The organism is Pseudarthrobacter sp. MDT1-56 (assembly GCF_059383555.1).
Window position 1 is genome coordinate 99,161 of sequence record NZ_JBWZCK010000005.1, and the last position, 12,801, is coordinate 111,961.

Consider the following 12,801-nt stretch of genomic DNA (forward strand, 5'->3'; position numbering starts at 1 on the left):
AGAACTGAGGACAAGACCATGACCAAGACCCTCCGCGTTGCTGTCATCGGCGCCGGCCGTATGGGCGCAGACCACATCCAGCGGCTCAACACCCGCATCCACGGCGCGGAAGTTGCCGCCGTCGTCGACGTCGACCTCGCCCGCGCGCAGGCCGCCATCGAAGGCATCCCGGGCGCAGTCGCCCTGGCCGACGCCGACGAGGCCCTCAACAACGGCGACGTCAACGCCGTGCTGATCGCCACCCCGGGCTTCCTGCACGAGGACATCCTGCTCAAGGCGATCGCCAAGGACATCCCGATCCTCTGCGAAAAGCCGCTCACCCCGGACGCCGCGTCTGCCTGGAAGATCGTCCAGGCCGAGGAACAGCTGGGCCACCAGCGCATCCAGGTCGGCTTCATGCGCCGCTTCGACGCCGAATACGCCGCCCTCGGCGACATTATCCGGAGCTCCGAACTCGGCGAGCTGCTGATGCTGCACCACCAGCACCGCAACCCGACCACGCCCGCCGGCTTCACCAACGAGATGCTGATCAACGACTCCGTGGTCCACGAATTCGACGCGATCCGCTACTTCACCGGCGAGGAAATCACCTCCGTCCAGGTCCGCCTCGGCAAGGCCACCCGGAACGCCCCGGCCGGCCAGCACGACCCGCAGCACGTGCTGATCGAGACCGAATCCGGTGTACTGGCCGACGTCGAAATCTACGTCAACGCCAAGTTCGGCTACGAGGTGGCCACGCAGGCCTCCTTCGAGGACGGCATCGTCAGCATCGGCGGGGACCAGGGCCCGTACACCCGCAGCAACGGCCGCTGGGGCGGAAACGTCACCCCCGGCTTCGAGGAACGCTTCGGTGCCGCGTACGACGTCGAAATCCAGTCCTGGGTGGACGCCGCCCTGCGCGGTGAAATCGGCGGCCCGACGGCCTGGGACGGGTACGCCACCGCCGCCTGCTGCGAGGCCGGCGTCGAGGCGCAGAAGAACGGCGAAAAGGTCGCCGTGAAGCTGAACGCCAAGCCCGCCCTTTACAACTAGGAAGAACGGGAAGGAGGTTCCGGCCTCCTTCCCGTTCCGTCCGGTCCCACGCACAACCTGACTGATCCACCATGGAGAGTTTTGAAGTGAAAATCGCACTTGATCCAACGCCCTTCCACCACTCGCACAGCCTGCTCGAATTTCCCCGGGTGGTGGCGGACCTCGGCTACAAGTACATGCAGATGACCCCGCACGCCGACCTCATCCCGTTCTACAACCACCCCAAGGCCGATGACGAACTGGTGGGCCAGCTGGCCAAGGCCTGCAAGGACGCCGGGATCGAAATCGCCTCGGTGCTGCCGGTGCTGCGCTGGTCCGGCCCGGACGAGGATGCCCGCGAAGCGGCCGTCCGCTACTGGAAGCGTGCCATCCAGATCGCCGTGGACCTCGGCGTCAGCACCATGAACACCGAATTCAGCGGACGCCCGGAAAAGGCCGAGGAATCCGAGCGCGCGTTCTACCGCTCCATGGAGGAACTGCTGCCGATCATCGAGCGGGAAGGCATCGACCTGCTGATCGACCCGCACCCGGACGACTTCGTCGAGGAGGGCCTGGCCGCGATCCGGGTGATCCGCGGGCTGAACTCCAAGAACGTCGGCCTGGTCTACGTAGCCTCGCACAGTTTCCACATGCAGAACGCGCCGCTGGACATCATGCGTGCCGCGGGGGACAAGCTCCGCCTGGTCCACGTCGCCGACACCATGGACCACCACGCCTCGCACGGGCTGCGCTACATCACCAACCCGCCCGGCAACCCGGTCCGGGTGCACCAGCACCTGAAAATCGGCGACGGCGACGTCAACTGGGACGAGTTCTTCGGCGGTCTCAAGGAAATCGGCTTCCTCGACCGGGAGGACACCGTGATGGTCTCCAGCGTCTTCGCCGAGGACGACAACGCCGCCGAGGTCTCCCGCTACCAGCTGGACACGATGAACAACTACATCGAAAAAGCACGGTAGCGGCCGCCCTATGCAGAAAACAGAAAACACCCTCACCAGCACTTCCACGCGGACCGGGGGCGGCCCCGGCGGTGCTCCCGCGAATCCCAAGGGATACATGCGGCGGGTCGCGCTGTTCTCGACCTTCGGCGGCCTGCTCTTCGGCTACGACACCGGCGTCATCAACGGCGCCCTGCCGTTCATGCAGCGCGACCTCGGGCTGACGCCGCTGACTGAAGGCCTGGTCACCTCGACCCTGCTGTTCGGTGCGGCCTTCGGTGCCATTACCGCCGGCCGGCTGTCCGACCGTTTCGGCCGCCGCAAGACCATCATGGCGTTGGCACTCATCTTCGCCGTCTCCACCGTCGCTTGTTCCCTCGCCCCCACAACGGAGCTGCTGGTGCTGGCCCGGACCGTCCTTGGCCTGGCCGTCGGCGGGGCTTCGGTGATCGTGCCCGTGTACCTCGCGGAAATGTCGCCGGCTGCCCAACGCGGGCGGATCGTCACGCAGAACGAGCTCATGATCGTCACGGGGCAGTTCCTGGCCTTTACGTTCAACGCCGTCCTGGGCAACGCCTTCCCCGAGGCCTCCCATGTGTGGCGCTGGATGCTGGTCATCGCCACCCTTCCGGCCGTGGTGCTCTGGTTCGGAATGCTGGTCCTGCCTGAAAGCCCCCGCTGGCTGGCATCGGCCGGACGCTTCGGCGAGGTTCTCGAAGTCCTGCGCAAGACCCGCGCCTCGGCTGATGTCTCAACGGAATTCGATGAGGTGCGGCAGGCGGCCCGGGAGGACTACCAATCCAAGCTCGGAACGTTCCGCGACCTCACGGTGCCGTGGATCCGCAGGATCTTTGTGGTGGGTCTGGGCATGGCGGTCATCAACCAGATCAGCGGCGTCAACGCCATCATGTACTACGGAACCTCGATACTTTCCAGCTCAGGCTTCGGGGATCAGGGCGCACTGATTGCCAACGTGGTCAACGGCGTCACCTCGGTGGTCGCCGTCATCGTAGGCATGTCCCTGATGACACGGGTCCGTCGAAAGTCCATGCTGATCGTCGGCCTGATCGGGACGTCGTCCTCGCTGCTGGCCATCGGCCTCATTTCGATGCTGATCCCGGAAAGCACGCTCCGCGGCTATCTGGTGCTGCTGTTCATGGTGACCTTCCTGGCCTCCATGCAGTCCTGCATCGGCACCGTGACCTGGCTGACGATGTCCGAAATCTTCCCGATGCACGTCCGCGGCATCGGCATGGGCATCTGCGTGTTCGTGCTGTGGATGATCAACTTCCTGATCGGTTTCTTCTTCCCGCAGATGGTCGCCTGGATCGGTGTTTCCATGACGTTCTTCATCTTCGTGGCCATGCAGCTGGCAGCGATCGTCTGGGTGAAACGCGTGGTCCCGGAAACCAAGGACAAAAGCCTGGAAGACCTGGAGCACTACTTCAAGAACGCTGGGGCCAAGCAGCCCGTCAGCGCGTAGCCTTACCAGCACAAAGCCCTGCCCCGCGTTTCCACGCGGGGCAGGGCTTTGTTCGTTTCCGGTAGCCGGGCGGCGGCGCTACACGTGCGCGTGCAGCGTCGGCAGCGCAGAGACCAGGGGCGCCAGTTCCGGCACCTCCTGCGCCTCGGCCAGCGCCCGCTCCAGCGTGGCGTCATGGCTGGGCCGGGCCTCTTCCAGCAGTTTGATGCCGCTAGGCGTGAGTTCGGTGTAGATCCCGCGGCGGTCATCGGCACACAGGATCCGGGTCAACAGCCCGCGGTCCTCCAGCCGGTTGACCAGCCGTGTGGTGGCGCTGGCGCTCAGCGCGGTGGCGCGCGCCAGCTGCTGCATCCGCATGTGCCAGCCGTCCTGGCGGCTCAGCGCATCCAGCACGGTGTACTCCACGACGGACAGTTGCGCCACAGCCTGCAGCGAGCGCTCCAGCTCCGCCTCGATCAGTCCGTGCAGGGCCGCCAGGGTCCGCCAGCCTTGCGCCCGGACCTCGACGGCGTCGTCCTTGATGCCCATCAGTTCTTCCCTTCAGATCAGCCCGCCCGCCCCGGAAGGCTCCGGAACGCAGACAGCCCACAAATTAGTTGTTTGCGCGGTATAGTTGCTTGTGCAACAATAAATAACGCGTCTGCAACTAATAGCTTACGCTTCGCATTTCTTTCCGTACAGTTTTGAAGGAGCTCCACCATGCCAATCGGCCTGATAGCACTCGCCCTCGGCGGATTCGGGATCGGACTCACCGAGTTCGTCATCATGGGCCTGCTGCCTGAGGTGGCCGCAGACTTCCAGGTCAGCGAGGCCACGGCGGGCTGGCTCATCTCCGGCTACGCGCTCGCCGTCGTCGTCGGGGCCCTGCTCCTGACCGCCGCCGTGACGCGCTTCGAGCGCAAGCCCGTCCTGGCCGTGCTGATGGTGCTGTTCATCGCCGGCAACCTGGTCTCCGCCATTGCGCCCGACTATTCGCTGATGATGATCGGCCGCATCATCGCCGCGCTCGCGCACGGCGCCTTCTTCGGCATCGGCGCGGTGGTCGCCGCCAGCATGGTCGCCCCCACCAAAAAAGCCGGCGCGATCGCCATTATGTTCACCGGGCTCACGGCGGCCAACGTCCTGGGCGTTCCTTTCGGCACCATGCTGGGACAGGCCGCCGGCTGGCGGTCCACCTTCTGGGCGATCACCGGCATCGGCATCATTTCCCTCGTGGGCATTTTGACCCTGGTCCCCAAAACAGGGTCAGGGGAGGTAGCCCCCGGCGGCCTGCGCGGGGAGCTCCGCGCCTTCCGCTCCGGGCAGGTCTGGCTCTCCATCCTGGTCACCATCCTGGGCTACGGCGGCATGTTCGGCGCCTTCACCTACATCGCCTTCACCCTCACCGAGGTCACCGGGTTCTCCGCCTCCACCGTCCCGTGGCTGCTCATCCTCTTCGGCGTGGGCCTCTTCATCGGCAACACTGTGGGCGGCAAGGCGGCGGACCGGAACGTGGACCGCACCCTGCTCGTGGCGCTCGCCGTGCTGGTGGTCGTCCTCGTGGTCTTCGCCCTCACCGCGGGCAACCAGCCGATGACCATCGCCTCCATGGTGCTGCTGGGCGGCTTCGGCTTCGCCACGGTCCCCGGGCTGCAGATGCGCGTCATGAAGTACGCCACGACCGCCCCCACCCTGGCGTCCGGCGCCAACATCGGAGCCTTCAATGTGGGCAACGCGCTCGGCGCGTGGATGGGCGGCGTGACCATCACCGCCGGCCTGGGCTACACCTCACCCATCTGGGCCGGGGCCGGGATCACCCTGCTGGGTCTGGGGGTCATGGTGTTCGCGGCGGCCGCTGCGAAGCGGCCCGACGCCGGACGCCCCGGCGGCACGACCGGAACCGGCGTCGCCGGTGCAGACAGCGAGCGGGAAAGCGTGGAACTCCAGCGGGCCTAGCGGCCACGATGGCATGGTGGAACTAACGACGACGGCGGCCCCCGGGCTGCCGTCGTCGTCGCTCTTGGGCCGCGGCCACCCTGGAAGCGCCCGGAACATCGTGGTTCTTTACGCCGGTAATCACCATAATTACGTGATTACATTCTAATGTCAGGACAAACTATTGACATGGGTGAGCTAAGTCACCATGATCGAAGTAGGCATTATTCCGGCGGCTGCAAGGTAGCAGCCCGGAGCTGAAATCAAAGGAGATTCACGATGGTTAAATTTTCCTGGCGCAAGGCGACCTTGGTGGCGGCGGTTGTGCCGATGCTGGCAATGAGTGCATGTTCAAGCGCCGGCGGCAAACCCGCGGATTCCGGCAACGCGGCTGGCGGCGGCCAGGTCGCCACAACGGAGCGGATGAAGATCGCTCTGATCACCCACGCCGCAGCAGGGGACACCTTCTGGGACATCGTTCGCAAGGGTGCCGAGGAGGCATCGGTGAAGGACAACGTTGAGCTCCTCTACACGTCCGATCCCGAAGCCGGGCGTCAGGCCCAGCTGATCCAGCAGGCTATCGATCAGAAGGTCGACGGCATCGCAGTCACGCTCGCCAAGCCCGAAGCCCTAAAAGACGCCCTGAAGAAGGCTACCGACGCGGGCATCCCGGTCGTCAGCCTCAACGCCGGCGAGTCTGTCGCCACCCAGCTGGGGGCTTTCACGCACTTCGGTTCCAACGAGCAGCTCGCCGGACAGGCCGTCGGTACGCGGCTCGCGGCGGAGAACTTCAAACGCCCGGTCTGCGTGATCCAGGAGCAGGGCCACGTCGGACTTGAAGCGCGCTGCGCCGGTGTCAAGGCGAAGGTGCCTGGAACGGAGATCCTCTACGTCGAGGGCAAGGACATGACTTCCGTCCAGTCCACCGCGACGGCCAAGCTCCAGGCTACCAAGGACGCCGACGTCATCATCGGCCTCGGTGCCCCCATCACCCTGACTCTCCTCAAATCGGTCACGGACGCCGGCAGCTCTGCCAAGGTTGCAAGTTTCGACCTGAACGCAGATCTCGCCAAGAAGATCGTGGATGGTGCAGTTCTGTTCACCGTGGACCAGCAGCCGTGGCTGCAGGGCTACGGCGCGGTTGATGCGCTGTGGCAGAACAAGCGCGGCGGATTCAGTGTCGGCGGCGGCCAGGCGGTCCTCACCGGACCGAGCCTCGTCGACAAGTCAAATGCGGCCGATGTCCTGAAGTTCGCCGAGCAGGGTATCCGCTAACAGCCCGCTGGCCGGGCCGGCTCACACCGGCCCGGCAGCAAGGAGATCTATCATGACCATGACCCAGACAAAGACAAAGTCACCGGCGCCGGATGAGCGCGTCGCCAAGCGCAGCCCGTTCCAGAAGCTTCTCGGACGTCCCGAGGTCGGCGCCCTGGTGGGTGCGATCGTCCTCTTCGTCTTCTTCGCGGCGATTTCCCCGACGTTTACCCAGCCCAATGCCCTGGCCACCATCCTGTACGGCAGTTCCACGATCGGGATCATGGCGGTGGGGGTGTCCTTGCTGATGATTGGCGGGGAGTTCGACCTTTCCACTGGCGTCGCGGTGATCTCGTCGGCGCTGACGGCGTCGATGTTCAGCTGGTACTTCAGCGCGAACGTCTGGGTCGGTGTCCTCTTGGCCCTGGTGGTGTCCGTGGGAATCGGCTACATCAACGGCTGGATCCTGATGAAGACTAAGCTGCCGTCCTTCATTGTGACCCTGGCGACCTTCCTGATGCTGACCGGGCTGAACCTGGGCCTGACCCGCCTGATCGGCGGCTCGGTGTCCTCCCCATCCATCTCCGCCATGGACGGCTTCGACTCGGCCCGGGCGGTGTTCGCCTCCTCGGTGACCATCGGCGGCGTCGACGTCAAGATCACGGTGTTCATCTGGTTCGCGCTCGTCGCGGTGGCCACCTGGGTGCTGATGCGGACCCGGGTGGGGAACTGGATCTTCGCCGTCGGCGGTGACGAGAACGCCGCCCGTGCCGTGGGTGTTCCGGTCAAGGCCACCAAGATCGGCCTGTTCATGGGTGTGGGGTTCTGCGGCTGGATCCTGGGCATGCACAACCTCTTCGCCTTCGACACCGTGCAGTCCGGTGAGGGTGTGGGCAACGAGTTCCTCTACATCATCGCCGCGGTCATCGGCGGCTGCCTCCTGACCGGCGGCTACGGCTCGGCCATTGGCGGCGCGATCGGCGCGTTCATCTTCGGTATGGCCAACAAGGGCATCGTTTACGCGCAGTGGAACCCGGACTGGTTCAAGTTCTTCCTGGGCCTGATGCTGCTGCTGGCCACCATCGTCAACCTCATCGTCAAGCGCCGCGCGGAACTCAAGTAAGGGGCACCGGGAAATGAATGCCAAAGAGATCGACCAGCAAACATTGCTGCAGAACGAAACAGACCCCCTCACCCACACCCCCGTGCACCTGCTCTCCCTCGAGGGCGTCGGAAAGCACTACGGCAACATCATCGCCCTCAGTGATGTCACGATGGCCGTGGACAACGGCCGCGTAACCTGCGTCCTGGGCGATAACGGCGCGGGCAAGTCCACGCTGATCAAGATCATCGCCGGCCTGCACCAGCACGACGCCGGGGTCCTGAACATTATGGGCGAGGAACGCAAATTCTCCTCGCCCCGCGACGCCCTGGACGCCGGCATCGCCACCGTCTACCAGGACCTCGCGGTGGTGCCGTTGATGCCGATCTGGCGGAACTTCTTCCTCGGTTCGGAGCTGACGTCCGGCTTCGGCCCGTTCAAGAGCATGGACGTCGAGAAGATGAAGGAGATCACGCTCAAGGAACTCGCCGAGATGGGCATCGACCTCCGCGACGTGGAGCAGCCCATCGGCCAGCTCTCCGGCGGTGAGCGGCAGTGCGTCGCGATCGCCCGCGCCGTGTACTTCGGCGCGAAGGTCCTGATCCTGGACGAGCCCACCGCCGCGCTGGGCGTGAAGCAGTCCGGCGTCGTGCTCCGCTACATCCTGCAGGCCCGTGACCGCGGCCTCGGCGTCATCTTCATCACCCACAACCCGCACCACGCTTTCCCCGTCGGCGACCGGTTCCTGCTGCTCAAGCGCGGCAAGTCGATCGGCTACTACGACAAGAAGGACATCACCCTCGACGAGCTCACGGCGCAGATGGCCGGCGGTGCCGAACTCGCCGAACTCGCCCACGAACTCGAACAGCTCGGCGGCCACGGCGACGTGGTCAAGGAAGTCCAGAGCGAGGTCGCCGGGGTGGCCCAGACCACCGGCAAGACCTACTAACAGCAAGGGGGAGCAGGGCCCGCCCGACCGGGCACGGCCCTGCTCTTCCTGCGCCGGCCTCCAGCGTCCAGCTCCTGCCGGGACAAGGCCGAGGCTAGGCCTGGAAGCCGCGGCCGCGCACCGGCACCACCCTCACACCGTTGCCAACAATTGAAAGGACGAGCCCATGGCTTACCTGAATCGGGATTCCACCGACCTTCCCCAGCCCGTGCGGATCGGGCTCATCGGCTCGGGCTGGATGGGCGCCTTCCACGCCGAGAGCATCGCCCGTCGGGTCCCCTGCGCCGAGCTTTCGGCCATCGCTGATCCCAACGTGGAGTCCGCCGCGGCGCTTGCCTCCGTCCTCGGCACCGGCAAGGTGACGGCCGACGCCGCCGACATCTTGGCAGACCCGGAGATCGATGCCGTGATCATCGCAAGCCCGGCGCGCTTCCACTCCACGCTGATCGCCCAGGCTGCCGCCGCCGGGAAGCATGTGTTCTGCGAGAAGCCGGCCGGCCTGGGGCTCGACGAGCTCGATGCCGCCCTGGCCGCCGTGGAGGCCGCCGGCGTGCACTTCCAGATCGGCTTCAACCGCCGGTACGCGGAGGACTTCCAGGCCGCCAAAAAGGACCTCGCCGCCGGCACCGTCGGGACGCCGCAACTGCTGCGCTCACTGACCAGGGATCCGGGCACGGGAAGCATTCCCAATGCGGCCAGGGTTCCGGCGTGGACCGTCTTCCTGGAAACCCTGATCCACGACTTCGACACCCTCAATTGGTTCAACGAAGGTGCCGAACCGGTGGAGGTCTACGCCATCGCCGATGCGTTGGTGGAACCCGGACTGCGCGACCAGGGCTTCCTGGACACGGCCGTCGTGACCATCCGCTACAGCAACGGTGCCATCGCCGTGGCCGAGGCAAACTTTAGCGCCCTCTACGGCTACGACATCCGCGGGGAAGTCTTCGGCTCCAAGGGCCTGGTGCAGGCCGGGCGGGCCACGGAAACCGCGGCCCGCCGCTACACGTCCGACGGGATGTCGGCCGATACGCCGCGGCTAAACGTGGAGCTCTTCCGGCAGGCCTACACGGACGAACTCGTCGACTTCGCCGATTCCGTGCGCGCGCGGCGGGACGGTACGGCGCCGTCGTCGGCCGCGTACTCGCTCACGCCCGGCGCAGCGGACGCCCGCCGCGCGCTGGCCATGGCGCTGGCCTGCATCGAATCGGTCAAGCGCGGCACTCCGGTCGCCGTCAACACAGGTGCCGTCAACGAGACGGCGGTCCTCTGATGCGCCTGGCTGTCTGCGCCGAAATGGTCTTCACCGAACTGCCGTTCACCGAGCGGGTGCGCCGGATCCACGAGGCCGGCTTCGACGTCGAACTCTGGGATTCGCGGACCAAGGACATCGGCGCGCTCAAGGCCACCGGGGCAGTGTTTTCCTCCATGACCGGCTACACCGCCGGCAGCCTGGTGGATCCCGACACAGCGGACGAGGTGGTGCGGACGGCGGAGTCGCTCATCCCGACCGCCCTGGAGCTCGGCGTGAGCCGGATGGTGGTGCACCCGGCGGAACTCATCGACGGCCAGGCGGCCCGTCCGGTCCACCGGCCCAGCGGCCACATGTGGACCACCGGGGCCAGGACCCTGGAACGGCTCGGCAGGCTCGGTGAGAAATACGGGGTGACGTTCTGCCTCGAGAACCTCAACACCATCCTCGACCACCCCGGCATCCCGCTCGCCCGCGCCAAGGACACCCTGGCGCTCGTGCAGGCCGTCGGGCACCCGAACGCCAGGCTCATGCTGGACCTGTACCACGCCCAAATGGGGGAGGGGAACCTGATCGAGCTCGTTCGGAGCGCCCTGCCGTACCTCGGCGAAATCCAGGTGGCGGATGTTCCGGGGCGCTGCGAACCCGGGACCGGGGAAATCAACTACGCCGCTGTCGCCAGGGTCCTCGCGGAGGCCGGCTACGACGGGACCGTGGGCATGGAAGCCTGGGCCAGTGGTGACAGCGACGCGGCACTGGCGGCCTTCCGGGCGGCTTTCACCGTGCCGGCACCACACACGAAAGTAGAAGTATGAAGGACGTAATTCTCGGACTGGTCGGGGTGGGGCGGATCGGCGTTATGCACGCCAACAACATCGCCGCGCTCAACGACGTCCTCACCCCGCAGGGCATCAACGTCCGGCTCCGGCTCACGGACGTCGCCGAAGACCACGCCCGGGCCGTCGCCGCCGGGCTCGGGGCCGGGTTCCTGCCCTCGGTGAACGCGCTCCTCGCCTCCGGGCTGGACGGACTCGTCATCGCCACCGGAACCGGGACCCACCCGGAGCTGATCAAGGCTGGCGTGGACGCCGGGATCCCGGTGTTCTGCGAGAAGCCCGTGGCCCTCAACGTGGCGGACGCCCTGCCCGTACTCGACTACATCCGGGACCGGCACGGCGTCGTCCAGATCGGCCACCAGCGCCGCTTCGACGCCGGCTATCAGGAGGCCCGGCGTGCCTACCAGGCCGGGGAACTGGGCTGGATCCACTCACTGCGCGCCGTCACCTGCGACATGGCACCGCCGCCGGTCGAGTTCCTGGCCAGCTCCGGCGGGCTGTTCCGCGACTGCTCGGTCCACGATTTCGACATCCTGCGCTGGCTCACCGGCCGGGAAATCGTCGAGGTCTACGCCCGGGGCTCCAACAACGGGGACCCGGCCATCGGCGCGGCCGGCGACGTGGACACCGCCCTCGCGCTGGTGACCTTCGACGACGGCACCGTGGGAACCGTCTCGGCCACACGGTACAACGGGGCGGGCCACGACGTGCGGCTGGAAATCCAGGGTTCCCGGAGTTCGCTCATGGTCGGCCTGGACGACGAAACGGCCCTGGCCTCGGCCGAAGCCGGGGTCTCGTTCCCGGCCGGCGAACCGCACCGGACCTTCGCCGAGCGGTTCGAGACGGCCTACCGTTCCGAGATGGCCGCCTTCGTCGAGCTGATCCTGGGCCGCCGGGACAACCCCTGCACACCGGAGGATGCCGTGGCCGCCTCCCGCGTGGCGGATGCCGCCCAGGAATCCCTCGCGACCGGCGTGCCGGTCCGGGTGGTCCAGGCCGTGGCCGGCTGAGTGGTCGGCTGAAAGAACGCTCCACCCCGGTTCCGTCACCGGGGTGGAGCTGCAAAAAAACCCCGGGGCCCAAGGGCCCCGGGGTTTTTTGTCTGGACTGCGGCCCTGTCTGGACTGCGCGGTGCGGTCAGGCGCCGAAGGGCAGCCGCGGGTCGAGGTCCTGGCCGTCCCAGGTCTGGCGGATCCAGCCGTGGTGTGGGTCGTCGCTGATGAGCCAGTCGCGGACCGGGCCGGGGCCCGCCATGACGTTGAGGTAGTACAGGTCGTAGCCCGGGGCCGCCATGGCCGGTCCGTGCCAGCCGTAGGGCACCAGGACGACGTCGCCGGTCCGCACCTCCGCGGAGACATCGATGGGCCGCTCGTCCGAGGCGTACACACGCTGGTAGCCGATCGCATCGTCCGCCCCCGGCCGGGCCGGAGCCCCGGGCGTCACCCGGGTCTCGAAGTAGTAGATTTCCTCGAGGTTGGTCTCGCCGTCCTTCTCCTCGTCGTGCTTATGCGGGGGGTAGGAGGACCAGTTGCCGGCCGGCGTCAGGACCTCGCACACGATGAAACGGTCCGCCTCCAGCGCGGCGGGGGTCCCGAAATTGTGGACCTGGCGGGAGCAGTTGCCGGCCCCGCGCAGCTCGACCGGCGTCTCGGCGGCCGTGATCAGCCGCGTCGGGTAGGAAGCTTCGGCCGGGGCGGTGGCCACGGCGACGCGTCCGCCGTCGGTCGAGCTGATGGTCACAGCCTTGCCGGTCCCCGTGTAAAGGACGTCGCTGGGGCCGCTGAAAACGCTGTCCCGGCCGGCCAGCCGGTACTCCTCGCCGTCGACGGACACCGTGAAGGACCCGTTGAGCGGGACCACGATGCGTTCCTCGTCCGCGGCGGGAAGTTCGACGGCGGCCGCAGCCCCCAGCGTGGCGACCTTCAGCCCGGTGTGGGCCCAGCCGTCCACCTCCAGGGTGGAATCGGAGGTGCCCAGGGACACGTCCCAGGTGCCTTGGGCGGCGGTGCCGAGCGGATAGACCCAGTTGGCCATGAGTTCTGCC

Annotated in this window: 12 protein-coding genes; 10 read left to right on the forward strand and 2 right to left on the reverse strand. The window is 66.7% G+C overall.

Annotated elements, in window-relative coordinates; genetic code table 11:
* The first annotated feature begins 18 nt into the window (after nucleotides 1-18).
* From AC50YC_RS08760 to AC50YC_RS08770, 3 genes are all read left to right on the forward strand, one after another.
* Nucleotides 19-1,032: a Gfo/Idh/MocA family protein gene (locus AC50YC_RS08760; protein ID WP_494953147.1), complete on the forward strand. Its 1,014-nt coding sequence runs from the start codon at nucleotides 19-21 to the stop codon at nucleotides 1,030-1,032.
* 86 nt (nucleotides 1,033-1,118) lie between these two features.
* Nucleotides 1,119-1,991, forward strand: coding sequence for a sugar phosphate isomerase/epimerase family protein (locus AC50YC_RS08765; protein WP_494953148.1), 873 nt, complete (start codon nucleotides 1,119-1,121; stop codon nucleotides 1,989-1,991).
* 10 nt (nucleotides 1,992-2,001) lie between these two features.
* Nucleotides 2,002-3,453, forward strand: coding sequence for a sugar porter family MFS transporter (locus tag AC50YC_RS08770; protein ID WP_494953149.1), 1,452 nt, complete (start codon nucleotides 2,002-2,004; stop codon nucleotides 3,451-3,453).
* Nucleotides 3,454-3,531: 78 nt separating this feature from the next.
* Here the strand turns inward: AC50YC_RS08770 and AC50YC_RS08775 are convergent, their stop codons facing one another.
* Nucleotides 3,532-3,981 (reverse strand): MarR family winged helix-turn-helix transcriptional regulator, encoded by a 450-nt coding sequence (locus AC50YC_RS08775; RefSeq protein WP_494953150.1) that lies wholly within the window; start codon nucleotides 3,979-3,981, stop codon nucleotides 3,532-3,534.
* A gap of 171 nt (nucleotides 3,982-4,152) precedes the next feature.
* On the opposite strand from AC50YC_RS08775, the gene AC50YC_RS08780 reads away from it, so the two are divergent.
* The 7 genes from AC50YC_RS08780 (at nucleotide 4,153) to AC50YC_RS08810 (ending at nucleotide 11,767) form a co-directional block, all read left to right on the forward strand.
* Nucleotides 4,153-5,388, forward strand: a complete 1,236-nt coding sequence (locus tag AC50YC_RS08780; protein ID WP_494953151.1) for an MFS transporter — start codon at nucleotides 4,153-4,155, stop codon at nucleotides 5,386-5,388.
* 258 nt (nucleotides 5,389-5,646) lie between these two features.
* Complete coding sequence (locus tag AC50YC_RS08785) at nucleotides 5,647-6,642, forward strand: substrate-binding domain-containing protein (protein ID WP_494953152.1); 996 nt, start codon at nucleotides 5,647-5,649, stop codon at nucleotides 6,640-6,642.
* Nucleotides 6,643-6,694: 52 nt separating this feature from the next.
* On the forward strand, nucleotides 6,695-7,744 hold the full coding sequence (locus AC50YC_RS08790) for an ABC transporter permease (protein WP_494953153.1): 1,050 nt from the start codon (nucleotides 6,695-6,697) through the stop codon (nucleotides 7,742-7,744).
* Between the two features lie 13 nt (nucleotides 7,745-7,757).
* A complete protein-coding gene (locus AC50YC_RS08795; RefSeq protein WP_494953154.1) occupies nucleotides 7,758-8,672 on the forward strand; it encodes an ATP-binding cassette domain-containing protein in 915 nt (304 codons plus the stop codon).
* Nucleotides 8,673-8,838: 166 nt separating this feature from the next.
* Complete coding sequence (locus AC50YC_RS08800; RefSeq protein WP_494953155.1) at nucleotides 8,839-9,942, forward strand: Gfo/Idh/MocA family oxidoreductase; 1,104 nt, start codon at nucleotides 8,839-8,841, stop codon at nucleotides 9,940-9,942.
* Nucleotides 9,942-10,736, forward strand: coding sequence for a TIM barrel protein (locus tag AC50YC_RS08805; protein ID WP_494953156.1), 795 nt, complete (start codon nucleotides 9,942-9,944; stop codon nucleotides 10,734-10,736). The genes AC50YC_RS08800 and AC50YC_RS08805 overlap by 1 nt, the downstream gene beginning before the upstream one ends.
* Complete coding sequence (locus tag AC50YC_RS08810; protein WP_494953157.1) at nucleotides 10,733-11,767, forward strand: Gfo/Idh/MocA family oxidoreductase; 1,035 nt, start codon at nucleotides 10,733-10,735, stop codon at nucleotides 11,765-11,767. The genes AC50YC_RS08805 and AC50YC_RS08810 overlap by 4 nt, the downstream gene beginning before the upstream one ends.
* 127 nt (nucleotides 11,768-11,894) lie before the next feature.
* Here the strand turns inward: AC50YC_RS08810 and iolB are convergent, their stop codons facing one another.
* A complete protein-coding gene (iolB, locus tag AC50YC_RS08815; protein ID WP_494953158.1) occupies nucleotides 11,895-12,791 on the reverse strand; it encodes a 5-deoxy-glucuronate isomerase in 897 nt (298 codons plus the stop codon).
* Nucleotides 12,792-12,801 lie beyond the last annotated feature (10 nt).